The organism is Pseudoalteromonas sp. APC 3691, from assembly GCF_030408135.1.
Lineage (GTDB): Bacteria > Pseudomonadota > Gammaproteobacteria > Enterobacterales > Alteromonadaceae > Pseudoalteromonas.
Window position 1 is genome coordinate 177,106 of record NZ_JASDCB010000001.1, and the last position, 23,275, is coordinate 200,380.

Annotated in this window: 20 protein-coding genes, 1 tRNA gene and 1 pseudogene; 14 read left to right on the forward strand and 8 right to left on the reverse strand. The window is 35.7% G+C overall.

Annotation, left to right across the window (positions count from 1 at the left end; all coding sequences use genetic code 11):
- Positions 1-10 precede the first annotated feature (10 nt).
- The 7 genes from QL998_RS00720 (at position 11) to QL998_RS00750 (ending at position 10,383) form a co-directional block, all read left to right on the forward strand.
- Complete coding sequence (locus tag QL998_RS00720; protein ID WP_290191936.1) at positions 11-187, forward strand: hypothetical protein; 177 nt, start codon at positions 11-13, stop codon at positions 185-187.
- Positions 188-426: 239 nt separating this feature from the next.
- Entirely contained in the window at positions 427-2,622 is a 2,196-nt protein-coding gene (locus QL998_RS00725) for a hypothetical protein (protein ID WP_182197676.1), read from the forward strand.
- The gene (locus tag QL998_RS00730; RefSeq protein ID WP_182197674.1) at positions 2,622-4,322 is read left to right on the forward strand and encodes a LeoA/HP0731 family dynamin-like GTPase; all 1,701 of its coding nucleotides are present in this window, start codon (positions 2,622-2,624) and stop codon (positions 4,320-4,322) included. Before QL998_RS00725 ends, QL998_RS00730 begins: the two co-directional genes overlap by 1 nt.
- A 121-nt stretch (positions 4,323-4,443) precedes the next feature.
- The gene (locus QL998_RS00735) at positions 4,444-6,573 is read left to right on the forward strand and encodes an AAA family ATPase (RefSeq protein WP_182197672.1); all 2,130 of its coding nucleotides are present in this window, start codon (positions 4,444-4,446) and stop codon (positions 6,571-6,573) included.
- On the forward strand, positions 6,573-7,901 hold the full coding sequence (locus tag QL998_RS00740) for an McrC family protein (RefSeq protein WP_182197671.1): 1,329 nt from the start codon (positions 6,573-6,575) through the stop codon (positions 7,899-7,901). Before QL998_RS00735 ends, QL998_RS00740 begins: the two co-directional genes overlap by 1 nt.
- A 26-nt stretch (positions 7,902-7,927) precedes the next feature.
- Complete coding sequence (locus QL998_RS00745; protein WP_290191937.1) at positions 7,928-8,944, forward strand: hypothetical protein; 1,017 nt, start codon at positions 7,928-7,930, stop codon at positions 8,942-8,944.
- A 176-nt stretch (positions 8,945-9,120) separates the two neighbouring features.
- Complete coding sequence (locus QL998_RS00750; protein WP_182197021.1) at positions 9,121-10,383, forward strand: DUF2130 domain-containing protein; 1,263 nt, start codon at positions 9,121-9,123, stop codon at positions 10,381-10,383.
- A gap of 298 nt (positions 10,384-10,681) precedes the next feature.
- On the opposite strand, the gene QL998_RS00755 is transcribed toward QL998_RS00750, so the two are convergent.
- Both QL998_RS00755 and QL998_RS00760 read right to left on the reverse strand, forming a co-directional pair.
- The gene (locus tag QL998_RS00755; protein ID WP_182197019.1) at positions 10,682-10,981 is read right to left on the reverse strand and encodes a hypothetical protein; all 300 of its coding nucleotides are present in this window, start codon (positions 10,979-10,981) and stop codon (positions 10,682-10,684) included.
- Positions 10,982-11,013: 32 nt separating this feature from the next.
- Positions 11,014-11,850, reverse strand: coding sequence for an alpha/beta fold hydrolase (locus QL998_RS00760; protein WP_290191938.1), 837 nt, complete (start codon positions 11,848-11,850; stop codon positions 11,014-11,016).
- A gap of 80 nt (positions 11,851-11,930) precedes the next feature.
- Between QL998_RS00760 and QL998_RS00765 the strand changes: the two genes are divergently transcribed.
- Entirely contained in the window at positions 11,931-12,506 is a 576-nt protein-coding gene (locus QL998_RS00765) for a TetR/AcrR family transcriptional regulator (protein ID WP_290191939.1), read from the forward strand.
- 137 nt (positions 12,507-12,643) lie between these two features.
- On the opposite strand, the gene QL998_RS00770 is transcribed toward QL998_RS00765, so the two are convergent.
- Entirely contained in the window at positions 12,644-12,829 is a 186-nt protein-coding gene (locus tag QL998_RS00770) for a hypothetical protein (RefSeq protein WP_182197014.1), read from the reverse strand.
- 67 nt (positions 12,830-12,896) lie between these two features.
- Between QL998_RS00770 and QL998_RS00775 the strand changes: the two genes are divergently transcribed.
- The gene (locus tag QL998_RS00775) at positions 12,897-13,217 is read left to right on the forward strand and encodes a WYL domain-containing protein (RefSeq protein ID WP_259365668.1); all 321 of its coding nucleotides are present in this window, start codon (positions 12,897-12,899) and stop codon (positions 13,215-13,217) included.
- Positions 13,218-13,291: 74 nt separating this feature from the next.
- A complete protein-coding gene (locus tag QL998_RS00780) occupies positions 13,292-13,462 on the forward strand; it encodes a hypothetical protein (RefSeq protein ID WP_259365667.1) in 171 nt (56 codons plus the stop codon).
- 323 nt (positions 13,463-13,785) lie between these two features.
- Here the strand turns inward: QL998_RS00780 and QL998_RS00785 are convergent.
- Positions 13,786-13,862, reverse strand: a tRNA-Val gene (locus QL998_RS00785).
- A gap of 273 nt (positions 13,863-14,135) precedes the next feature.
- Between QL998_RS00785 and QL998_RS00790 the strand changes: the two genes are divergently transcribed.
- Genes QL998_RS00790 through QL998_RS00800 form a run of 3 tightly spaced genes read left to right on the forward strand, consistent with a single transcriptional unit; the run spans position 14,136 to position 20,319 of the window.
- The gene (locus QL998_RS00790; RefSeq protein ID WP_290191940.1) at positions 14,136-14,705 is read left to right on the forward strand and encodes a hypothetical protein; all 570 of its coding nucleotides are present in this window, start codon (positions 14,136-14,138) and stop codon (positions 14,703-14,705) included.
- Positions 14,702-17,236: a hypothetical protein gene (locus tag QL998_RS00795; RefSeq protein ID WP_290191941.1), complete on the forward strand. Its 2,535-nt coding sequence runs from the start codon at positions 14,702-14,704 to the stop codon at positions 17,234-17,236. The genes QL998_RS00790 and QL998_RS00795 overlap by 4 nt, the downstream gene beginning before the upstream one ends.
- The gene (locus QL998_RS00800) at positions 17,206-20,319 is read left to right on the forward strand and encodes an integrase (RefSeq protein ID WP_290191942.1); all 3,114 of its coding nucleotides are present in this window, start codon (positions 17,206-17,208) and stop codon (positions 20,317-20,319) included. Before QL998_RS00795 ends, QL998_RS00800 begins: the two co-directional genes overlap by 31 nt.
- 33 nt (positions 20,320-20,352) lie before the next feature.
- On the opposite strand, the gene QL998_RS00805 is transcribed toward QL998_RS00800, so the two are convergent.
- From QL998_RS00805 to QL998_RS00815, 3 genes are read right to left on the reverse strand one after another with little or no spacing between them, the layout of a single operon-like run.
- A complete protein-coding gene (locus tag QL998_RS00805) occupies positions 20,353-21,210 on the reverse strand; it encodes a TraI domain-containing protein (protein WP_157696007.1) in 858 nt (285 codons plus the stop codon).
- On the reverse strand, positions 21,203-22,414 hold the full coding sequence (locus QL998_RS00810) for a site-specific integrase (RefSeq protein WP_290191943.1): 1,212 nt from the start codon (positions 22,412-22,414) through the stop codon (positions 21,203-21,205). The genes QL998_RS00805 and QL998_RS00810 overlap by 8 nt, the downstream gene beginning before the upstream one ends.
- Positions 22,407-22,658 (reverse strand): hypothetical protein, encoded by a 252-nt coding sequence (locus QL998_RS00815; RefSeq protein ID WP_024594200.1) that lies wholly within the window; start codon positions 22,656-22,658, stop codon positions 22,407-22,409. Before QL998_RS00815 ends, QL998_RS00810 begins: the two co-directional genes overlap by 8 nt.
- An 87-nt stretch (positions 22,659-22,745) precedes the next feature.
- Here QL998_RS00815 and QL998_RS00820 point away from each other — a divergent pair, with 87 nt between their 5' ends.
- Complete coding sequence (locus QL998_RS00820; protein ID WP_222714603.1) at positions 22,746-22,967, forward strand: helix-turn-helix transcriptional regulator; 222 nt, start codon at positions 22,746-22,748, stop codon at positions 22,965-22,967.
- A gap of 211 nt (positions 22,968-23,178) precedes the next feature.
- Here the strand turns inward: QL998_RS00820 and QL998_RS00825 are convergent.
- A pseudogene (locus QL998_RS00825) lies at positions 23,179-23,275 on the reverse strand (IS5/IS1182 family transposase); the annotation flags it as partial.

The following is a 23,275-nucleotide window of genomic DNA, read 5'->3' on the forward strand; positions in this document are numbered from 1 at the left end:
TAGTGAGGCTGTGCGAATTTCAAATGAGCTTGGCTTTACTGATACAGATATATTTATTGACCGAAACCTTGTTGATAAATTTAATATTCAAGATGGGCGAACTGTTAGAGGTAAAGCTATTTTAAACTTTAATAAAACGCGATCAACATGGGGTTGGAAGGCGCTAACAATAGATGGTGTTGACTAATAAACTATGAGAGCTGTCTCACCCAGTACTGCACTTTAGTACTTTTTATGCAACTTGGACTAAACGCCCGCTTTGCAAGGAAGCAGCTATGGAGCATTCTGAAAATATTTGCTGAATTAAAATTAAGTAACGTTATAAATTAAAGTTTTAAAATACATTATTTTGTATTAAATGGATTAATATGCTTTAGTGAGGTTAATGCTAAATACGTAGATATAAAAATAAAATAGGGAGTTTTTGTGATTTTTAAAGATATAAAACCGGATTTAATATACGTAGAGCTGCAAAGTGTAATTAAGGATTTGATTAACACCATTGAAGCATCAGAAGTTGAAACTACAGATAAGGAAATAGCCACATTTAGCCGCAATTTACTTAATGAGTTGGATGCTAATATAGCGGGCGAGTTAGATAAGCTAAAAGCTAACTCCGAGTGGGATACGTTTACAGTTGCATTTTATGGAGAAACAAATGCTGGTAAATCGACTATTATTGAAACGCTGCGCATTTTGTTAGCTGAACCTCAAAAAGTTTCCTCACAAAATAAGTTTAAAGAACTTGCTACCACATTAAATATCGACAGCGCGTCGTTTGAAAAAATTAACCAAGAAATCGCTGCGCTTAAAGATAATAAAGTTGTACTTGAGCAAAGCCTGAACAGCGTTAAAGACAAAAGTAATGAACAGCTTAGCAGCCTTAAAAACGAACTAGCTACGCTTAATAAAACAATCGAGTCTAAGCTTGCAGCGTTTAATATTTTCCAAAAAATTTGGCACTTTTTCAGCAAACTACCTGAAGAGGCACAAATAGTTACTAAACAAGAGCAGTTTGAAACTACAAAGTTAATACTTGATGAGAACGTTGCCCAAGCAGAAAACGAAGTGTCTGAAAATGATGAACGCTACAACGCTGCGTGTTTGAAATTAGAGCATATGCAGGGCGAGCTAGAAAAATTAGTGCCTTATGCTGACGGTGCCATTATTGGCGATGGCCGCTCAGATTACACTTTAGATAGCCAATCCTACTCAATGCAAGGTGATGAAAGTACGTTTACGGTTTTAGATGTTCCAGGTATTGAAGGTAAAGAAGAAAAAGTTGGGGAAAGTATTTGGAGCGCAGTACACAAAGCGCATGCTGTGTTTTATGTAACGTCTAAAGCGGCTGCACCACAAACAGGTGATGATAAAAACAAAGGTACCTTAGAGAAAATAAAAGAGCACTTGGGCGACCAAACCGAAGTTTATAGTATTTACAATAAGCGTATTACTAACCCTTTGCAGCTGCAGAAAAGTCAACTTGTTAGCGAAAGCGAGTTAGCTAGTTTAGCTGAGCTTGACACTAAAATGACGGAGCAATTGGGCGAAAACTATCAAGGTACTAAAAGCGTATGTGGTTTAGTGGGTTACCTTGCTGCTGCAAACTGCTTAGTCGCTGGCTCGGCGGATCATAAACGTAAAGAAAAGTTTATGAAGGATAATACCGAACAGCATTTATTGGATTACTGCGGATTTACTGACTTAAAGCAGTTTTTAGTTAGCGATTTAATAAAAGACTATAAAGTTAAAATTATCAAAGCCAACTTTAACAAAGCAAACCAAGTTTTAAAGAGTGCAAATAGCAGTATAACGGCCTTACGTGATGAAAAATTTGAACCATTACACACCAAATTAAAAGAAGAAATAGGTTCTGCTTCAGAACAATTAGATATTGCTTTAAGTAGCTTAAAAAGTAGGTTACTCACTTCAGTTGGTACCAGTATCAACACCTTTAAATCATCAGTGCGTAAATCGGTTTATTCTGAAATTGAAGATGATATAAGCAACGATGACTTTAAATATGAACTTAAAAGAGAAATTAGTCGAGCACAAAGTCAGTTTGATGAAAGCTTGCCAGAGGCAATTAATATTCAACTTAATGAGTTTGATAAAGAGGTTAATGGCATTGTAGAGCGTTTTCAAAAGCATGCAGGTGAGTTATTAGATGCTTATTCGTCTTTTGAAACCAATACAATTGCAAGCGATTTTAGTATATCTGTAGATATTGATAAAGGGTTTAACGTAGCTGGAATAATTGGGTCAGTTGTTGGTGCGGTTGCACTAGCCTTATCTGGTGTTGGCATAGCTGCGCTTGCTATAGGAGCTGTAGGAGTAGTAATTTCATTTGCGAAATCAATAGGCAGCTTTTTTAGTTCTAGCTATAAAATGTCTCAGCAGAAAAAAGCAACGGATGACAATATATACAAAATTGCCCGTGAGCTTGAAAACACGGCAAAAACAAATATAGACGAAGCGTTTAAAGAGCTTGAAGAAAATATTGATACCATAAAGTTATCTTTAAAAACTCCAATCGAACACACTGCATTAATTAATAAGATACTTTCAATTTCAATTGAAAAACTTCATAAAACATCAAGACAGTTAGACAAGGAACTATAATGGAAGCAACATTAAAAACGTTTAATACTCAAAAAGAGAGCACACTTAGTATATTAAACCAGTTGCATGCTTTTTTATTGCAGGGTGAAGGATTGGGTATAAATATTGATTCATCTTTAGTTAATAAATTAGATACGGCTATTAAGTCGCTCTCTGATGATAATTTAAAAATAGCTTTAATAGGTGGTTTTTCAGAAGGTAAAACATCAATTGCTGCAGCATGGATGGAGCGCTTAGATCAGTCAACAATGAATATTAGCCAACAAGAATCGTCTGATGCCGTATCGGTTTACAATGTTAGTAATGGGCTTCAGCTAATTGATACTCCTGGGCTTTTTGGTTTTAAAGAAAAAATAAATGCAGACAGTTCTGCAATAGAAAAATACAAAGACATTACCAAAAAATACGTGAGTGAAGCGCATTTAGTTTTATATGTGATGAATTCGACTAACCCTATTAAAGACAGCCATCAAGAAGATTTACATTGGTTATTTAGAACGCTTAATATATTACCGAGAACAGTATTTGTACTTAGCCGCTTTGATGAAGTGGCCGATGTTGAAGATATAAATGAATACAATGAAAACTTAAATGTAAAAAAAGAAAATGTGGTTAACCGTTTAAAAGATTTAATAAACCTTGAGCAAGATGAAGCTTATAGTTTATCTGTTGTTGCTGTTGCTGCTAATCCTTTTGATATGGGGACCGAGTATTGGCTTGATAATCTTGAAAAGTTTAAACAGCTATCTCACATTGAGTCGCTGCAAGCCGCTACAAATGAAAAAGTAGCCAGTAATGGTGGTGTTGAAAGTATTGTTGTTGAAGCTAAAAATAGCATTGTGAGAGATGTGCTAAACGAAGAGTTACCGCTTGCTATTGAGAACGACAAAAAGCTAGGCCAAGAGGTTGATAAAATGCTTGATGTTGTAGATACAATGAAAACAAAACTAACTAAAACTCAAAGTTTAATTTCGGATTCTCGTGTAGGGTTACGTGATTTTGTCACTAGCTACTTCTCAGACTTGATTTTGCAAGTTCAAGGTACTGACTTAGAGACATTTAATCAGTTTTTTCAACGAGAAGTAGGTGATGGTGGAGTTGTTATTTCATCAAGATTACAAAGTGAGTTTGACCGCTATTTACGCTCTGCCAATTTGGAAGTAAAAAGTATGGCGTCAAGCTTTACACAAGAGGTAAACCATTTTAATGATGCTGTGCTTGGGTACGGTAAGCAAGGTGTGGATTTACTTGTAAAAAGTAATGTTATTAACAATACGTCTGTTATTGCAGCTAGAGATGGAATAAAAAGTATTGCTGGTTTGGTCGGTATGGATTTATCTAATCTACTTAAATTTAAGCCTTGGGGCGCAGTTAAAGCTGCTAATGCTATGAATGGTGTGTTTGCTGCAGTGGGTATTGCTTTTGAAGCATGGGATAGTTACAAACAAGTACAAAAAGAAGAAAAATTCCAAGCTGCAGTAAAAGAGATGGTTAATAACTTTAATAATCAGCGTACAGAGCTTTTAGAGCTAGTAAATGGTGATGAGTTTGTTTCAAAGTTTTTCCAGTCATTTATTGAACTTGAAAAAGGCGTAGCTGAGCTTGAAAATAACTTAGCTGGGCGTACCGAGCAGCGTGATAACTTCCATAAATGGCGCATGACTGGTGAAAAAATTAAGCAAGAATTTGAAACGTTATAATTAATCGTCTGAGAGCACCTTGTAGAATGTAAATTATAAAAATAGCGATGTATTACATGCATCGCTATTTATTTACAAAGGTGTTTTTTTGTACAACTCACGCAAAATAAAAGGATAAAAAATGGAATTTGAAGAGTTTTTAATTACTTATATGGATGAAAGAAATACGGTGTTTTTAGAATCTCGAAGCAGTAAGCAACAAAGACTGTTTACTGAGGTTTATAGTTTAATTCGTCAGTATTTCCCACAGTGTGATTGCTATACAACGCATAATACCAAAGAAAAAAAACGTTATTTTAGGTTTGGTGTAAAAGATTTAAGTTTAAAACAAGGTATACCTCGTATTACGGTAAGTTTTTTTTCCGATGCTGTAAGAGTATCTCTTAATAGTAAGTTTTTTAAAGAAAAAAAAAGGATAGAGCTAACTTCAATAGAAAAACTTTCCCCATTTTTAGACAATATAAAAGAGCAATTAAATAGTGAAATGAATGGGGGTCAAAGAAACCCTATAGATTACTCTCAAGATGAAGAAACTACAGAACAAGATACTACTGAACAGTTCATTATAAATGATAGCAGTGAATTTGAGATATCTGCATCCCCCCTAAATCAAATATTATATGGTCCACCAGGAACAGGTAAAACCTATCACACCGTTCAAGCTGCTGTTAAAGCTGCAGAACCTTCTAAATATGCAGAAATTAAAATTGATGAGAATTTAGGTGCTACAGAGCTTCAAAGATCACAATTAACTGAGCTATATAAACAACTATGTGATGAAGGTAGAGTTCGATTTGTAACATTTCACCAAAGCTACGGGTATGAAGAGTTTGTTGAGGGAGTTAAAGCAAGGGAAACTGAGTCTGGTGATTTAACTTATGTTACAGAAAGTGGCATATTCAAGTCACTAAGTGATAAAGCTTCGGAGCCTTTTGTAAGTGAAGACAGTGAAATTAACCGTGATGGGCGAGTTTGGAAGTTGTCAATTGAAGGGACTCACGAAAATCCAGCCAAATCACACTGCTTAAAAAATAATATAGGGGCGATTGGCTGGAAGCACACTGGAGACTTAGCTGGCGGTAATAGAAATGATTACTATAAATCACAAGGTAAAAACAATCAAAATTCATTACGTTATTTTTCACAAGAGGCAAAACCTGGTGACCTTGTTTTATGCATCAACAGCAACTCGTCTGTTGAAGCAATTGGTGTAATTACAGGAGAGTATTTATATAACCCTAAGGGATTACCAACAAGAGATGATTTTTGCCATCAGCTTCCTATTAAATGGTTAGCTAAAGACTTTTCTGTTGATTTTAAAGTGCTAAACGATAACAAACAATTTAATTTACCTACATTTTACCCATTAAGTAGATTAAATGTTTCTAATACTATTAGTCATTTACTAGAAAATGATGTTGAGGTTTCTACAACTAAAATACAAACTAACCCTTCCAATTACGTTCTTATTATTGATGAGATTAACAGAGGTAATATTTCAAAAATATTTGGTGAGTTAATTACATTAATCGAACCATCTAAACGCTCAGGAAATAATAAAGAAGCGTTGTTTGCTACATTACCATATTCAGGATCACGGTTTAGTGTTCCTGATAACCTTTATATTATTGGTACTATGAATACGGCTGATAGGTCGTTAGCGATGATGGATACTGCATTGCGACGTCGTTTTGATTTTATAGAAATGATGCCACAGCCTGAGTTGTTTAAAGACAAAGTGGTTAAGGGGATTCACCTAGAGCAGCTACTTAAAACAATGAATAAGCGGATCGAAGTGCTATACGACAGAGAGCATACATTAGGGCATGCTTTTTTAATCCCCGTTTTAAATGCTTTAAATAGTGACGATAATGCTGAAGAAAAAGCCTTTAGTGAACTTAAAAACACCTTTAAAAATAAAATCATCCCGCTACTTGAAGAGTACTTTTTTGAAGACTGGAATAAAATTCGCTTAGTTTTAGGTGATAACCGAAAAGAAAAAAGTGAATTAAAACAATATATTTTTGTGGAATCGAAGAGCGAAAAATATAATGAAATTTTTGGTGAAAATCATGGTTTAGAAACCTACGAAGACACGAAAACCACATACACCTTAGCTGATTTTAACGCTCAATATTCAGTATGGAATAGTCCGAAAGCTTATCAAGCTATTTATGACGATACATTGCTTAAAAGCCTTGCGAACACTAATGATGATGCAGGTGAAGCTCCATCTTCGAGTGATCAGTAATGTCGGAAGTTAAAAAGCAAACTACTGTTTTTGAGTTTGGGTATTTGGGTAATGGTGATGATAAAAGTGACAAAGTACAAGCATCGCCCCAGATAAAACCTATTTCTGGAGAAGCATATAATTATTTAAAAAAATTATGTTTATGTGATGACTCAGAAAGTCGATTTATGCGCTTAAAGCAAGTTGATAATTGTGAAGTATTGCAAGTTAAAAACTATGCTGGTGTGATTTTCACTCCCGATGGAACCCAAATAGAAGTATTGCCTAAAGTAGCTAAAAATAGTGATGACAGTGCCTCGCGCGCGTCATTACTCATGATGCTAAAATCACTCAAGCAGTTTAGGCACTTACAAACTAATAACGCCAATTTAGCTGAAAATAAAATACCTCTGCTAGAGGTTTTTATTAGCCAGTTTTTAGCCTCTGTAAATACTTTAATAAAGCGCGGGCTTAAAAGTGACTACCTACTAAAAGAAGATAACGTTGCCTTTTTAAAAGGTAAGCTTTTGGTAGGTAAGCAGGTTAAGCATAACTTTATTAATAAACATAAGTTTTATGTTGAGTACGAAGAGTATTTACAAGATAGGCCGGTTAATCGATTAATACACACTGCACTTGTAAAGGTGAAAGGCTATAGCCGCAGTGCTAATAACCAAAAACTACTGCAAGAGCTGTTATTTGCTTTTGCAGACATACCACTAAGTAATAATGTAAAAAATGACTTTGCCAGCATTAAGCTAGATAGAGGAATGAAGTATTACGAAGCCCCTCTAGCATGGACAAAGCTAATTATTGATGGATTCTCTCCGTTAACGTTGCAAGGAAAAAGTAATGCATTTTCATTGTTGTTTCCTATGGAGGCGGTTTTTGAAAGCTTTGTTGCTCAGTATTTAAAAAAGCATATTACAGGTTTAGGTGAGGTATCTGCTCAGGTGAGTACTAAGTCTTTAGTTGATTATGGCAATACACCTTATTTTTTACTAAAACCGGATTTATATATTTCACGCAAAGGTGATACTGATAAAAATCATGACATTGTGCTTGATACAAAATGGAAGTTAATAAACGAGCAAAACTCTAAACGAAAAGACAAGTTTGGGCTTTCTCAGGCCGATTTTTATCAGATGCTTGGTTACGGTCATACTTACTTAAATGGTAAAGGTAATTTAGTCCTTATTTACCCTAAAACAGACGTGTTTAGCAGTGCATTCCCGCATAGCTTTAATTATGAAGGTGGTGCATTAAAGCTCTGGGTTGTGCCTTTTGATATACAAGCTAAGTGTGAAAAAAGAATAGATTTGAGCTGTTTAAATATCGGTCTTATTTAATATTAACGTTGCGAGTGGAGCAGTCGATGCAACCAATAGAAGAAATGATCAAAGAGTTGAGAGTACATGACTTAGATAATGTTGGTTGCAGCAATGTGGGAACTTTGTATTGGAATTACAAAAATAACCCAACAGTTAGAAACCTAAGCATATTAAATAAGTTTGGTAACGTTGCTAACAATACATTATTTCAAAGCAATGAAACTTGGTTAATAGATTTACTTGATAATAAAGATAAAGTTTATGCTAAAACATTAATTGATGAGCTAGGTTTAAAAGATGTTATCAGTCAACTAACAGTTAGATTTGAAGATCAACAAAGCAAAATACATCAATTAGAAAGTAAACTTATAGACGTTAAATCTGAAGCTGATTTTTTTAAGAGCTTAGATATAGCGTCAATTATTAGTAATGATAAAAAGTTTATAGAAATAGACATTACAGAGGAGTTTATTGAACTTAATTTTACTTTTGTTAGGCCTTACGTCAGAGCAGTTAAAGTTAGACAGCAAAATGCTAAGCATGAATTAGTATTAGAGCTAAATTCAGGCGTTGAGTTAACAGAAGAAATAAACATTCAAGCAATGTTTAAGCGACCTTTTCAAAGTCAGGTGAAAATGTCGGCTTATGTGTACCAGCATTTGCTCTGTCTCCATGATGTATTTTTTAGCTTAGTTAAAAATCATCAGTATGCACTTGAACCACTTAATAAGTTAGCACCAGACTTTATAGATGCAGTATTAAATAACGATATAGTTATTGAAGGCAGGCACACATTTGAACTATGTAGGTATTTAGGTGTGCTATTTGAGGTGGATTCTAGTGAGTTTCTTAGTTGTGTAAACGAAGTGAATAAAAGCCAATATATTCAAGTTGTAGTTGATAATAAGATTGAAGTGAATTTAATTGATTTTAGAAATTCACTCTCAATTTATAGTGCAGATATCGGTCCTGGGGTAATTGGCGAGTTAAGTGTGTTTAATATGGCTCTTTATCAAGCCGTTCAAACTTTAAGCAGAACACAAATTTATGAAAGGACATAACAAATAAATAAATTTATATCTATAGCTCATTTGATGGTAATTTTATTCACATAAAAGTAATTTAATTACCATTTCACAATGTAGTTATTTGATTAAATCTTTACAAAACAATCTTTTATATTTTGGCATTAAGCTTGTAATAGTTTATTTGTATTTAACTATTACAAGGCTTAGCCATGACTTCTAAAATTATCCTTAATGCAAACGATTCAATAACCTGTCCTCATTGTGATACTGATTTTCATGTAAAAGATGCAATAGCAAAGCATTTAATTGAGCAACATGAAAACGAGTATGAGCAACTACTCAACCAGCAATTAACTTCCTTTAAAGCCCAAGCCACAAAAGAGGCAGAAAAATCAGCGTCAAAAATATTTCAGCAGCAATTAACCCAATTAAAAGAGCAGTTAGAAGATAGTAAGCAAAGTGCAGAAATACTAAATGCTAAGATTGAATCTGAAAAAGCAAAAGTAGAGCAGCGCGTGAGAGAGGCTGTCAGTTTAGAACAACAAAGCCTAGAAGAGTCAATTAAATCTAAAGATGAGCAATTAGATCAATTTAGAAACGAAGAGCTTAAACTCAGAAAAGCTAAAACAGAGCTTGAAGATAAACAAAAAAACTTTGAGCTTGAATTAGCACGTAAAGTTGAAGAGCAAAAGCAGTTACTTCGCGACGATGCTGCAAATGAGTTCAAATTGATAGAAGCTGAGTACCGTAAAAAAATTGATGATGCTTCCAAAGCTAATAACGACCTTAAGCGCAAGCTAGAGCAAGGGTCACAACAATTACAAGGTGAAGTTTTAGAGCTTGAGCTAGAGACTACATTGGCTCATTTATACCCAGTAGATTTTATTGAACCTGTAAAAAAAGGAGCTAAAGGCGCAGATGTTATTCAAACAGTTTGCATGCGCTCAGGTACTGTGTGCGGTAAAATAGTGTGGGAGACAAAGCGAGCTGAAAATTGGTCAAACGCTTGGGTTAGCAAACTTAAAACAGATGTACAAAATGCCGCTGGTGATATTGGAGTACTAGTAACAACAGTTTTTCCTGCTAATACAAATGAGCCCATGTTAATGCTTGATGGAGTTTGGTTAGTTAAACCTGCTTTAGCAAAAGGTCTTAGTGAAGCACTTAGAATCGTACTTTTAGAGTCACAGCGCCAAAAAACGGTTAGTGCGGGCAAAAGCGAACAAGTAGAGGCTATATATGATTATATTTGTAGCACGCAATTTGTTCATCGTTTAAAAGCGGTTGTAGAACATCAAGAACAAATGAAAATTGAACTTGATAAAGAAAGAAACGCAATGCAAAGGATCTGGAAAAAGCGTGAAGGGCAAATTACAGGGATAACATCGCAAATGATGTCGATTTGTGGGGAATTGCAGGGCCTCTCGCATGGTGGTATGCCAATGTTGGATGAAATAGCTACTCTAGAGTAATAAACAAAAACCAGTTAAGAGCAAATTTTGCTCTTAACTGGTCGCTAATATAAGTGATTTATCTAAATAATTACTTAACCACTTGATTTGAGTAAAATGAATGGTAGATTACCGCTAGTAGTATATAACTATCCCAAGGTCGGGAAGCAGCATCAACAAATAAAGTTTTAGATACAACCTTTACCGGGTTAACCCCTTATTTACCCACTCACCTTAAGAGTTTTGATCCAAAATCATATTCCTGTAAACCTATTAAGTTACCTCAGTTGTGGGATGCATTTGAAGAAACAGGAGATTTTCAAACTGATTTATCAAGAGTTCGTGAATTCATTAAAAATAGCCCAAGCGTAAGCAGGTTGCAGGCAGCGTAAGTCAACAGCGTTGCAGTTCCGACGCGAAGTGAACCTCGCATGATTAAGGAATAGCCAATCCAGGCCAGTGGAGTCATGACCCACCAAAAGGCATCAATCTGGTGCTGATTGATCCAAGGTGGCTCAGGGTACTGCTCAAAAAACAGCAAGTTGTCCGTGTAGTGAAGGACACTACCGGCGACAAGCGCCAACAGCAACCGGCCTAGCCAGGGTTGTTTCACTTTCATGCGTCGACACTCGTGTAGGGCAAACCTGCGAATCATTCCAGCATCTCACTCCATTGTGGTTCTGCGGATTGTCGGAAGTAACCCATGTGTCCGATCTTGCCGCCGACCAATTCTGGGTTCAGGTCTTTGCGCACTAAAGGAGCGTTTCGGTAGCTCTGCACGAAGGCATCGCGAGAAAGGGGAGAAGCCCAAAGATCGTCCAACGCATTAGCCGCCACGATAGGCGTTTGAACTTCCGCATAGGTTTTTTCGATCCCACGCATGCTGGGGTCATCGAAGAAGTAGTGTGGGTACTGACACCAATGACGCCATTGATGAAAAACGTCAACTGGCAAGTCCTCGCCCATACCCAGCATCTTCCACGGGCAATAACCCTTCCACCATGTCAATAAAGGAAGAACTAGCCTCCACATCATAAGAACACGCAACCGTTCTCCCAGTGGCATGTAACCATGCCAGCCCGCTCCTGTGCCAAAAACATAGAAGCCAGTGACCTTATCGTGGTTGGGCAGTAGCCCAAAGGCATGTCCGCCGAAGGAGTGACCCACAACGAACATGGGCGTTGTATCGTCGACCATAGCTTCAACCGCAGCCGCGAGATCCTGACGAGCCCAGTCCAAAAGATCCATGCGAAACCCCTTAAGAGAAACAGGACGCGATTCCCCTATGCCGCGATAGTCGAACGTTAAGGTTTCATAGCCTCTGGCGCTAGCGAATTGCGCAAATCGTTTATAGAACCCTTGAGGAACGGCTGTGGCTCCCGCAACGACTAGTTTTCCTTTCAACGGACTGCCAGCCGGATAACGCTTGCCACCCAAGGTGAAACCATCAGCGGTGACGAGGTTTACGGGGAAAGCTTCTGTAATCATAGTTATCTCTCAATTATAACGGTCGTTATAGGTGAATTTTATGCTAACCTATAACGACTGTTATAACAAGGATCTTCCTGATGAAATTTCACCAAGCCGATACCCGCCAGCGCATGGTCAAAACCGCCGCCGAGATGCTGGCACAGCATGGTCTCAATGCCACAAGCATCCGCGAAATGTCCAAACGCGCCAAGTCGCCTCTAGGATCGACTTACCACCACTTTCCCGATGGCAAACAACAGGTGGTGGTTGAAGCCGTCGTGTTCGCAGGAGAGAAAGTTGCAGCGAGTCTGGATCACCATTTGCGAAAAGGTGCAGCCCTTGGAATACGTGAATTTCTGGGAGTGTGGCGAGTAATACTACTGGAATCTAACTTCCGCATCGGATGCCCGGTGCTGGCTGTTGCAGTAGAGGAGCCTTTAGATGAGGTAGCGGAAAATACGCTGAAAGCCGCCGCAATAATTTTTAATCTATGGGAAGAGAAACTAGGAGCAGCTCTAATTGCCGAAGGGAGTGATTTGGCAGCTGCATCAGGGATCGCCACGCTGGTTGTTGCAGCTGCCGAGGGAGCTATCGCACTGTGCCGCGCCCAACGCAGCATTGATCCGTTTGATCGAGTTGAGGGGCAATTATTGACTCTGCTTACACAGGTTTAATTTTTCCATCATGGCTCGTGCCCGTCAACCGGGTCGTATACTCAAGCTAGAACATGGCCGTAGCCTTCACAGCCAGCGGAATTAATTAGGTATCTGGCGAGCATAGCACCACAGTGTTAAGCTCGCCAGATTGCCGATTACAGACCCTTAACGGCCTTAGTGACCTCAGCGACATTAGCACCAAATGCTTCAGCTGTCTTGAGGTCACCCGGGATCATCTCATCTACCGAAGCATCAGATGGCGACGCAACGAGCAGCCCTTTGTAGCCACCAAGATGATTGAGATCGTCACGAGTCGAACTCTTAGCATTGGATGGATGCATACCCGTACCTGTCCAAAGCATTTTGTGCTGGGCAGCCAACGTCGATAAATACGAAATGGTCGATTCCTTGTCGCCATTCAGTGTCGCTGAGCAGTTAAAGTCGTTACGCAGTGCGATTAATAAAGGTATGAAGCAAGAAACGATCGAGTTAATTGTAAAAGTGCCTAACCACTCTGCAGTTAATCAAGGTTTTATTGAACTTGGCGAGCTGATTGACAAGCAACAGATTGACGATAAAAACGTATTACTTACCTACCAGACTATTGATACTGAACAACTAACCGATGAACTATTTAAATGTGCCCATTGGATCGAGGTTGCTAAACCTGAAAAATTGCGGCAAAGAATCACTACAAAGCTTAAAGCGGCCGTTAACATCTATAAATAACTCCAACTAGTTTGGGTGCGTCAAATATTGACGCACCTGCTTGCTATGCTCCATTTTAAAGTTAAGGAGTAGTTATGTTTCAATTAATTCAACAAAATGATGGTTTATCGATTGGTGTATTTGGTATTGGTGGGTGTGGCTGTAATACGCTTAACAGTATTTTTGAACAACGCGAGTCTGAGCAGGCGCACTTGTATAGCGTTAATACCGACAAAGTGGTACTTATAGAATATTTCATGAAATGACACGGAAAATATTAGGGTAGTGGTCACCTGATTTGAAATTTTTGGTTTGGAATTTGTGATTTGAGGTTTGTGAATTTGCAAGGGTAGGGGTCTAATTTTGAGGAAGATTAAAGAGCTAAAAAAGTGGTTTGGGCGCTTGGGCACAAGTTTGGGCACAAATCGATAAAAACTGGAATTTTTAGGATGATCTTTTGAGGCTTGGCTCTCGTTATTTTAAAATTTTGAATACAAAATAATAAAAAACTAAGAATTTAATTTTTAGTTGAATAATTAAACGAATATATTGAATAGGGTTTTTAACTGTTTGAAATATAAAGTTTAATTGGTACGACCGAGTGGATTCGAACCACCGACCTCTACCATGTCAAGGTAGCGCTCTAACCAGCTGAGCTACGGTCGTACAATTTTTTTAGGATTCTTAAATGTTGGTACGACTGAGTGGATTCGAACCACCGACCCCTACCATGTCAAGACGTTAGTTTAATTACTTCTATAAATAATAATCTCCAGTAAATATAATGAATTGCATATTATTACAATAGCTTAGATAAAATTTAGTTAATATTAAAATCTGTTTTTGAGTGTTTTACGAACATTTAAAGCTTGATCTGGGCACTACTTAGGCACATTATGAAAATGTCAAAAATGACTACTTATTGTTCTGGTGCTGAATATGATTGATGAGAATGTTGAAGGCAAATTAAAAAAGATCGATGAATTATTAGACAGGTCTACATTTGAGTATATTGTCGCAGAAAATATTACCCTTGAAAAAACCATAGATAATTTAATCAGTAATATAAATTTATTTTCGTTTTTAAAACCAAGTTCAAACGACAGCTTTGATACAATTACTACTTGGAAACTTGATGCTTATCAAGCCCCGATAATTGGATATAAAACTGATAATGAAAAGTTAAAAGTAGTCTCTGGCTTATTTACATTTCATAAAGTTTGTCGACTTCAAGATCAGTCAAATCAACTTGTCCCATGTTTGATCCTTCCTAATCGTCCGACACCCGATCTTAGACGTTTAATTTTTCTTAATGATATTGTTCGGCTACTTTTTAAGCAGTACTTTAATGCATCCGGCCCTTTAATCTCAGAGTTACTTATTGGCTTATTCAAAGGTGAACAACCAGTAATTGATTCAACAGAATGGCGTACCTTATTTCCAGCTATTAAAACAAAAACAGAATTATGTAAATGGCTTAAAATTAGTACAAAGGTGATTAAATTATGACGGGTATGCTAAAAGTTAAGCTTCTTGAGCAGATTGAGTTGTATTGCAAAGGGGTAAACTTGGAAATCAGTATCGAGGATATAAAATCTGACTTTGATGATTTTACTTCTCGCATAAGTGCTCCTGAAGATTTGAGTGGTTTATCACAAGTTTTTTTATTATTACAAAGGATGAATGATGCATCACGAAAGCTATGGGAGTTTACTAAAAGTGAGCTATGTCTTCCTGAGTATATTTATTACGCCTTTAATGAGTATGGAGTTGAGCTAGATGCAAGCTCAAGAGAGAGTTTTAAACGCTGTACATATAAAAATGGATGGTGCAATGAGATACCATTTTATGTATTACTTATTAAATCATATGAGTATAAGCAAGATTCAAAATCATTAAATCTTCTTGCTAATTTTATTGGTAATTATTTTAAAACAATACATACACTCATCGATCCTGAATTAGCTACAAGCTCGTCAACAAGGGAAGTAGAGGTTTGTAGAACGTTTCGCTTATTAATGACAAAGTACAATATAGCCTCCGAACTGGATAGAGATAAAATATTAACGAACTACCTTGATTCAGCTTCGTCAATCGCGAGTAAGTTAGAGTCAATTAATAATGATATATATAGTAATGATGCCAGAAAGAGAGGTTATTTAAATACTTTAATTCATTTTTATAAGAATGACTGGCAACCAGCTCGGCTTTATAAAACCGGAGGCCGTTACAGAGGCTCCATCGCTAAATGGTATAAAAAACCCAATACTTTACCTGTTATCGGTACTGTTGATAATTTGTCAGTTTTAATACCATTTTTAAACCATTCATTAGATACAGAGGGGTTTAATCCTGAAGATTCAGAGGTTCAGATGCCTTTTGTAATTGATAACAATGAAGGTAATACTGTACGAGATAAAACCGAGCATCAAAGTATTGAAATGATTTTTAGTCCTGCCTCTAAGAAGAAAAAACAGATAGATATAACTCGTAATGTGCACAGAGCTCATAATATTGCTTACCAAGATACGCGATTATTAAAGGCGCCAGAACTGGGTTTATTATTTGATACACTAAATAAGTATGGCCATTCCGATAAAAATATTGAGCTAGCGATATTGGGATGGCTGATGTTTTTGTTGGGTAAGACGTTGCATGAGATAAAAGATTTACAGATATTTAATAAAATAGATGACAAAACACGAGGTTTGTTTCTAGATGAAAATGACCGTGGTTGGTGGTATTTTCCTATAACTCAAACTGCTAAACCAACGATTAAAAAAGTTGGTCTTATTAAAACAGCAAATGGTGTATTTACAGCCTGTCCTACATTTTTTACAGATTTAATAATTAAATATTTAAAGGGCAGAAAAGAAGGTTTACTTATTAACGTAGACAATTTTGCAGCACTTGAAAGCAGTTTAGCCAAAAAATTAAAAAAGGTATCAGATAGAGCTTATAGCGGAAGACTAAGTATCAATAGCATTAGTAATTTTATTGGGAATTATATTAATGCAACAGGTGTGATAGACCCTATTTATATAGACTTTAGTTACGATGTAAAAATGTATTCTACTCGAGTATCTAGAAGCTATAGCAATATTGATGATGTTACGCGGTGTGAAAGGCTATTTGAGTTTTGGCAAGAAGTTGAGTCTGATTACTATGATTATTGTAAAGAAAAATTCCCTATAAAACTTTTTGAATTAGTGTGTTTTGATAAGCGTAATCGTATGCTTGGTTCTAAATTTACACCAAAGAATATGACAGTTAAGAGCCTCATAGCAGCTTTGGCATTAGAAGTTAAAAACACTAAGTTAAACTCTTTAAAACAACTTGATGCAATCTTAAAATACCATAACGCGTTTACAGTCTATACGGCATGGATGTTAATGTTTGGAACTGGTTATCGGGCTGTTTGGAACCCGTTACCAACTTTTTCTCTGTATTTTCCAACGCTAAACCTCATGGGGATAAGTGATAAAGATGATAGTGATTTTACGCATTCTAGATTAGTTTGTTTACCGTCTATTTTAAATGCGCAAATCACAGCTTATCAAGAGCACCTTAGTTGTTTGAGAGGGTTAATAAGAGTATTAAAGCCCAAGTTATGCCAGTCAATAGATGACTTTTTAAATGCCGCCTCTAAAAGCTTAAATCTCGATTACAAAGAATCTTGTCAGTGGTTTAAGCTAATTAGAAATTCACGTATAAATCATGGACCTTTATTCATATTTCAAAGACAAAGAGCAGGAATTGTTACTAAAGGTATTTCTCCTACAGAGTTAGTTCTCAGGTTACCTAAGGAACATAAAATACCTGCAAATGCAGGAAGGCATTGGCTTAAAAGTAATTTGCTTTATAACAACGTCAATTCAGAGCTAATAAACTTTCAAATGGGCCATTGGCAGTCTGGTGAGGTTCCTTTAGCTGATTATTCGACACTAAATTACATAGATTCTGTAAATGAATTATTACCTATTCTAGATAAGTTATTTAAGGGGGTAGGGTGGCAAACTCTAAAGTCCGATCTTATTTAAATGAACTGAAGAAGCAAGGTAAGTTCCATCAATGTTTTCAACAGATTGTAAATGCTTATAGAAACGGCTCAGATAATGATTTTGGAATTAGATTTAGCGATGATGATTTTTTAAACGAATATAAAAAGCTATGCATGCTAATGCTTAGGTATTTTAAAAAATCCGATGAGAATGTTCTTTCTAGTGAAATGAACATTTTAAAGTCACGGTTAAAAGAAGACTTAACGATTAAACACCTTCAGCTCATGCTTATTGATGCTATATTAAATTATGGATTAAAGCATCATGGTATTGAATCTTCAAAAGTCCCTCAAATCGTCGTACTAAAGCGCGATAAACCTATGTTATCACCAGTAGAATTAATAAAACTACCGATAGCACTACAAATTAAGTCAATATTAAGTAAAGAGCTACAAACACCAACTGCTAATTTATCAAAAGAAGCTAGTTATGGTCGGTTAGTTTTATTTTTATATATGACAACAGGTGTTCAGTTTGACGAGCTTATTACAATCATAAATGCCCCAGATGCTTTAATGTATTTAGGTGGTCAAGTATTTTGGTATGGGAAAAGCGAAAAAGAGGAACGACGATACGTACTATGTGATGCTGTTGTCCTTTTATTATTACATCATAAAAACTTCATTAAGCCGTCTGAGAAAATACGAGTAAATAAAAATAGATTAAGTGAATTTATAATAACGTTTTTAACAGAAGCTAGTGGTACAAACTGGCAAAGCTTGTCACTTTTAAAATTACGAACACTTAGAAAAATAGATACTATAATCAACCTTAGCCCTATCGACTATCAGATGTATTTACGGTCTAGTACCTGTACCGAGCTACCTCAAACAGCTTTTTTAAGGTTAATAAGTAATAAGGCATTAGTTGCAAACGAAATAGCAAAACAACCTAAGAAATTTAATGAGCTTAATAAGCTATTGTCATTTGATAGTGACAGCTTTGATTATATTGAGCCTAAATTAATAATAGCTAAGTTAGAGTATACCTATAAAAATGTGCGGGAACTGAATGGCCAAAGAGCTTCAAGGGCACAGTGCATTAAATTTGTTGAACAAGAATTGAAAAATGATAAAAATAGTATTTATTTCAATATTTTGTGTGGTTGGCTTTATTATCTTTTGAAAGAGGGAGGGGTAACTAAAAAGAAGTTAAAAGTAGGCACAGTAATTGATTATGTGAAAAGTATCAGTGAACCTTTTTTAACTGTTTTTACTCGAACTGATCTAGCAGTAATATCAGCGTCAGATTGGGCAATAAAGTTAAATGATACGAGTGAATATTTTAATTCTGCCCAACGTAAAAAGTATTTATATTATTTCTCTGTGTTTTTAATAGAGTCTGAAATTGTCAAAGACTTGTGTATTGACGATCTTGATATAGCTCCTGTCCAAAGTAAAGTTGATGCTAATTTAGTTTCAGCTGGTCATGCAAGCGCAATTCTTGAATATTTAAGTGACAGCCTCAATAACAGTCCGGTTGAGTTATATGCATATTTATTAATGTGTTTTTGTTTTTATAGTGGCTTGCGCCGTAATGAAGCCGCTAAGCTGTACTTTGGTGATATTCAGGTTTCACCTATAAAGCCAAATGAAGATGAATATGATTGGGTTCTACTATCAATCAGACCAAATAAAATAAGGGGTTTAAAAACACCTTCAGCTAGAAGAGAACTACCTCTTGATGCGTTATGGCCAAAAGAGCATTTAGCCAAGTTAAGAAGCTTTTATGACGTTCAAAAAAACACTGAAAATAAGCCATCAAATTCATTGTTATTTAACTGCTCTGTTAGCGTAAATAAAGCATACGAGCTATTAACGCAATTACTGCATTATTATACTAAGGATCATACTCTAAGAATTCATCACCTAAGACATAGCTTTGCTAATTGGACTTGGTACAGATTAAATTCAAACTTGGTATTAACGGGAAGGCAGTATTTATCTATATTTGAAAATGACTTATTTGATCAAAGTTTTATTACTCACTTTAACAAAAGATTAAAAGTTAAAGACAATACTCGCTCAAAAATGTTTTTTTTGTCTCATTTACTTGGTCATAAAGTCACTGTGTCGACACTAAATAGCTATTTACACTTAAAGGACATACAGCATTGCGCTCAAATGAATCAGACATATACAGTATCTAAGTATTTTTTATCTGAATGTATAGGGAGAGCTAATTTTAAGGAGTTTATGCTAGGTGAAAGTTTAATTGAAAGAATTGAATTTTATAGTAAAAAACAAGAGCAAGACTATTCGATCCAATATGCGGGTAAGGTTAGTGATTTAATCACACCATCGTTTAAAGGTTTTAAACAAAAGTTTGAAGCTGATGGGCAAATAAGAATGTTAGATTATGCAAATGCTCTTAAATCGCTAGAACTAAACTCAATACACGATACAGCATCGAGTTACTCACTCCCTGTGGAGCAAGTTCAAAAATTACATGATAATGCTCTGAGTGTAAGCAGAGAATATCCTAGGAAAGGTAAAAAGCTTCCCTTAATTCCTAACTTCCCAAGTTTAGATAATACTAAAGATGACTTAAAAAGAGTTTCTTCACAAAAAGCATTTTATTATTTATGTCAGAAATTTGATACTTTATTAAGTCAGAAAAATGTAACGCTTAGTGAAGCATTTGATGCCCTGCAAATATTAAAATATGCTGCTGCAGGGAAAAATTTCGCTCTTCGTTGTCCTGAAGAGCAAGTAATACACAACTTTTTGAATTTATGTATAAAATTTAAATTAAAGTCGAGCCACTTCAAATTTCGTTTTCATCAAGTAGATTTACAAAATCAAAATGTTACTCAAGCGAGGTCTTACTGGGAGCAATTAGTTTCTTCATTTGGATTAAGCGATAGTCACATCGAAAGCGCCTCAATTGAGGAGGGCAGGTTTCTAGGTAAACATAATGGCAATGGCTTTTTGGAAGTTGGATTATTAATTACAGTAAAGGGTAGTAAAGGCACATATAAAAAGTCGAGGCGCCACCATAGCTTAATGAGTTTTCTTCATTTGCTGCTTATTATAAGTTATAGGGCCGGCGAAGACCCTTAAAAGCTTCAAATTAAGTTTAGGTATTTTAAAACTTTAACTCATTCTTTTAAGAACTTTATCGCCAACTTTACAAAAATGGTAGTAATCAGGAAGCTCTTGAAATTTAGCATGTATAAAAGCTGATTCAGAAGAGCATCGGTCAGCTTGTTGCACAATATGCTCAATTGCATATCTCGCTTTATAGCCAGATGGCTTGGCAGCTAATAAACTGCTTAATAACTCAAGCAATTGCCTATTCCGACTGCCTAGCTTCGCTAAAGGTTCAGCTAAGATAGCAAAGTTATAACCTTCGTGTGGTCCTGGTATATAGCGATCGTTGGCTTGATGTAGCATGACAAATATTTTACCAATATCGTGAAATAAGCCAGCTACTAATGCAGCTTGGCATTCAATACTGGAATGATTTAAGTGTTTAGCATTATTAAATGCAATTTCAGCTACCTCTATACTGTGCTCAAACAATCCATGAGTATAAGAGTGATGGTGGTTTAGGCTAGCCGGTGCTTGTATGAATTTTTGTAAAATGCTTTGTTTAGTTAAAATAAAATCAATAAAAGGCTGCAACTCACTGCATGTGACAAAGCTAAGCAGCTTAAAAAATCGTGCTATTAAATGCTCATTTGTATTATTTATCATCGAAGTTAAATTAAGGTACTGCTGTTCGTTACATTGAGAAAGTATAGGCTCTATATCACAAACAACATGATTACCCATTATATCGTGAGTTAACTGAAATTGAGCTAAGCCAGACACTATTTGGCATTTTCTAGCAATATCAGCAGATGTAATAGCGTAAATTATTTGCTTGCTTATCAATAGCTCACAATTGGCTGTTGGCAAAGTACCATTAATATGTAAATTCTTTAACCAACCATAGATATAGTTATTCATAAGTAGCCTCTTCTTCAATGTTGGCATTTAGAAGTAGGCGATCAAAAGCACTACCATCTTGTCGAGTATTGTTTGGAACATAACGGCTGTAAACTTCAAATAGCATTTTAGTCGTGCTGTGACCCATTTGTTTAGCTATCCATTCAGGATTTTCACCAGCAGAAAGCCATAAAGTTGCGCATGTATGCCTCGTTTGATAAGGGCGTCGCCTTTTTAAAGAGATCTCTTCTAGCGTTGGATACCATACCCTTTTAGTTATATTTCGATGGTCAAGAGGGTTACCTTTTTTATTACAAAAAACATAAGTGTTCTTACCTGTTATTTTGAATTGTGTTTTTAATGCATCAACAACAACTCTAGACAGCTGGATATTTCTATATGATGTGGCTGTTTTAGGTGTCTCAACATTGCCATCAACTAAGGTTTCATGAATAGTAATTTCATTTCGATCAAAGTTAACGTATTCCCACTTGAGGCCATCAATCTCTGCTGTTCGTATCGCAGTAAAAAAGCGAACGGTATAATAATTACGAAAATCACTTCTTACATACTTAAGAAATTGCTGAACTTCCTTGAGTGAAAAAGGTTCTATCTTGGTTTTAACTACTTTTAGTGGTTTTATATTGTTAAAAGGAGTTTGAAAATCATAACGTAATGACGCTTCTTTAAGTATGCCTCTAAGAGGTGTCATAACATGATTGATCCAATCATTACTTAATTGTTTTTTACTACTACGCTTAGGCTCTAATATGCCCGCGCGATATTTAATAATATGAGCACGACTTATTTCATCAAGATTAAACTTGCCAAATTCAGGAATTAAATAACGCTCAAAGATCATAGACACATTTTTAAAATGACTAATTTTCCAATGAATTTTACTTTCTTCTAGCCACTCATAAGCAAATGCCTCGAAGTTAGGTACATTCTGTAAAATAACATCAGCTTTATTCGTTTCATTAGCTTTTATAGCTTCTATCTGGTCATCAAACAGTTTAAATGCCTTGCAGCGGTTACTATTCGGAAACATATCTCGGTAAACAAAACGATCGAGCATAATTTGAATTTCAATATTTTCTAGAACTTTCTCAAGTTTGATACGATTAGCTTTTGTATCCTTGAGTAAGGTCTGCTCACGACATCGTATGTTTTGATAATAAAAATCAAAAAACAACTTATCGTTTCGGCTTCTTACACTAGCCATAACATACACCTCCACTTGCAAGAGGAATGACAAATTCGCGCTCAGCTTTATACGTGGTGTTGTACATTTCTTCCATTACACTTTCTAAAAGGTAAAGTATTTTTCTTGATCCAAAAGGTCTAATGTAATGCTCACCCTCAAAAAAAACATTGTCTTTCAACTTACGGTTAATGTAATCTGGGCTGAACTTAATAAAGCTTGAAAGTTCTTTAGCAGAAAGCAAAGTAAATTCATTTTTAATCATAAAAGTATCCTCACAAGAAACTAAGCTGATTAAATCATACGTAAAGTATCCTGTAAAGAAACTTTTTAAATAATTGGTTGTATTAAAATGATTGTTTATAACTTAAAGGAATTAATCGCAGCTAAGTCATTGAAAGAGGGACGTAAAATTACGTTAGATGAAGTTGCAAATGCCGCAGGAGTAAATAAAGCCGCTATGTCAAAAATGGCTAATAACAATAATTACTCAACAACTACGCGTACTTTGGATGCATTATGTGCTTACTTCGATTGTAAAATAGAAGAGATAATTACTTATGAAAGGCAGTGAGATCAAAAATTTATTTAGATATTACTCTTCTCTGCTGATATAAGTTACTGATAAAAAGGTTATCCATTTTCTCAATATAACTGCATTATAATTATTAAACCAACACCAAGCTCACAGTTTTCATAAAATCAGCAAGTTAGCTTTAGTATTTTAATATTCTTCGATGTGTAATGGATTTTATTAGGGGCTGTTGATCTTTGTAGTACATATATCAATCAGCCCACATTGGTAGCCACATCATAGTAAATGCTAAAGCGAGCATTGAATGATAATTTCGTTCAAGCTTTTCATACCGCGTGGCTATCCCT